A 2,043-nucleotide genomic window follows, 5' to 3' on the forward strand; every position below is an offset into this window, starting at 1 on the left:
CCGGCGTCGCCGACGGCATGGGCCTGGGTCTGAACGCGCGCGCCGGCCTGATCACCCGCGGGCTCAATGAAATGCTGCGCCTGAACATCGCCCTCGGCGGCCGCCCGGAAACGCTGATGGGCCTGGCCGGGCTGGGCGACCTGGTGCTGACCTGCACCGGCGACCTGTCGCGCAACCGCCGCCTCGGATTGGCGCTGGGTCGCGGCATTCCGATCGATGAGGCCGTGCGCGAAATCGGGCAGGTGGTGGAGTCGCTGCAGACCGCCGACGAGGTGATGCGGCTGGCCACTGTCCACGGGATCGAATTGCCGATCGCCGAAAACGTCCGAGACGTGCTGCGCGGCGACATCACCCCCGCCGAAGGCCTGAAACGGCTGATGGCGCGCGAGCGCAAGGCCGAGTACCCGCAGGCGCTGTTCGGCGCTTGACGCGGCAGCGAATGAACCGCAATGCAAGGACGCCCGGGCAAGCCGGGCGTCTTCGTTGCAAGGCGACGCCGTTGCGTCAGAAGGTGAAGCGCGGGCCGACGAACCATTCGTTGCCGCCGCCGTTGACGAACCGCACGTCGGCGTTCACGCCCCAGTTCTGGTTGAACTTGACAGTGGCGCCGAGGCGGCCGTAGGCGTCGCCGCTGTAGTGATGACCGTCCTGGTAGCCGACCATGGCATAGCCTTCCAGATGCGGGGCCAGCGCGCTGCGCACGCCGCCTTCCACGCTGTAGCCGTCGACGTTGACACCGCCGCCTGCGTCCAGTCGCTCATAGGCGGCGTTGGCCACGAAGTCGGTGCGCTGGCTTACCGACGTGTTGTAGCCGACGCCAACGCGCCAGCGGTCGAAGTCGATGCCGGTGTGCTTGATGTTCTGGTTGGAATAGTTGGCGAACAGGTGGACGTTCGGATGCACGGCGACCGAGCCGCCCAATCCCCAGCCGTCGGCGTCGGGACCGCTGCCATTGATGGCGGTGTAGCCGCCCTGGACGTAGTTGTAGGAAATGCCGTCGGCGGCGGAAGCGGCGAACGGCAGGCTGGCGAGCAGGGATAGGGCGAGCAGGGAACGTTTCATCGGGGGGAGATCTCCATGTTGTTGTTATCCGCCCGCCGGCTGGCGGTGCGTGCGCGCACTGTCCGCCAGCCGATGCCAACGTCGGCTTAATACAATACTGTACGGTTCATTAACCGTTCGCACTGGATTCAGGATCGAGCGCCCCTGCGAACCCAAGCTGCCGCCACGCCTCGAACACCGTCACCGCCACCGCGTTGGACAGGTTGAGACTGCGGTTGTTCGGCCGCATCGGCAGCCGCAGGCGCTGCGCCGACGGGACCGCCTGCAGCACGGCTTCCGGCAGGCCCGAGGTTTCGCTGCCGAACAGGAAGGCGTCGCCGTCGCGGAACCCAGGCATATCGAAACGCGTCCGGCCCCGGGTGGACAGCGCGAACGTGCGCGTCGGCCGGCCTTCGAGCGCCATGATCGCCATTAGCGCGGCATCGAGATCGTCGTGGACCTGCAGCGTGGCGTATTCGTGGTAGTCGAGGCCGGCGCGACGCAGATGCTTGTCGTCGATCTTGAACCCGAGCGACCGCACCAGGTGCAGCATCGCGCCGGTGTTGGCGCACAGCCGGATGATGTTGCCGGTGTTGGGCGGAATCTCCGGTCGGTGCAGGATGACGTGGAGCATCAGTATCGGATCACCAGGGCAGCGGCTGGCCCTGCCAGTCGAAGAACCGGCCCGACTGCGCGGGCGTGGCGGCATCGATCACGCCCAGCATGCCGGCCACCACCTTGTCTGGCGCGTCGACGGCTTTCGGGCCACCCATCGCGGTCTGCACCCAGCCGGGGTGGAACGCCAGCACCACGATCCCGCGCGGCGCCAGCGCCTGCGCCAGTTGCGCCGTCGCCATGTTCTGCGCCGCCTTGCTGATGGCGTAGCTAGGCGCGCCGAAGCGGCTGACGCCGGCGATCGAGCCGAGCTGGGAGCTGAGGTTGATGATGACGGGGCGTGTGTCGTTGCCGAGGGTGGCGGGGGTGCGATCAACCAAGCGAGTA

4 protein-coding genes are annotated in these 2,043 nt (G+C 67.6%); 1 reads left to right on the top strand and 3 read right to left on the bottom strand.

What is annotated here, in order from left to right:
• The coding region (locus Q0X16_RS11355) for an NAD(P)H-dependent glycerol-3-phosphate dehydrogenase (protein WP_345780293.1) at positions 1–428 on the top strand (428 nt) is incomplete at its 5' end.
• 76 nt (positions 429–504) lie between these two features.
• Here the strand turns inward: Q0X16_RS11355 and Q0X16_RS11360 are convergent.
• The 3 genes from Q0X16_RS11360 to Q0X16_RS11370 all read right to left on the bottom strand — a co-directional run.
• Entirely contained in the window at positions 505–1,062 is a 558-nt protein-coding gene (locus Q0X16_RS11360) for a diffusible signal factor-reguated Ax21 faimly protein (protein WP_297834420.1), read from the bottom strand.
• Between the two features lie 109 nt (positions 1,063–1,171).
• Positions 1,172–1,675, bottom strand: a complete 504-nt coding sequence (locus tag Q0X16_RS11365; protein ID WP_297834423.1) for a tRNA (cytidine(34)-2'-O)-methyltransferase — start codon at positions 1,673–1,675, stop codon at positions 1,172–1,174.
• Positions 1,676–1,685: 10 nt separating this feature from the next.
• Positions 1,686–2,043, bottom strand: a 358-nt coding sequence (locus Q0X16_RS11370; protein WP_297834426.1) for an SDR family NAD(P)-dependent oxidoreductase, incomplete at its 5' end; no start/stop codon positions are given.

Origin of the sequence: Thermomonas sp. (assembly GCF_025993755.1) — a bacterium.
Taxonomy (GTDB): Bacteria; Pseudomonadota; Gammaproteobacteria; order Xanthomonadales; family Xanthomonadaceae; genus Thermomonas.

Excerpts from the sequence above, each read along its gene's own strand:
- Q0X16_RS11360 (WP_297834420.1), bottom strand. The coding sequence starts at position 1,062 with ATGAAACGTTCCCTGCTCGCCCTATCCCTGCTCGCCAGCCTGCCGTTC.
- Q0X16_RS11365 (WP_297834423.1), bottom strand. The coding sequence starts at position 1,675 with ATGCTCCACGTCATCCTGCACCGACCGGAGATTCCGCCCAACACCGGC.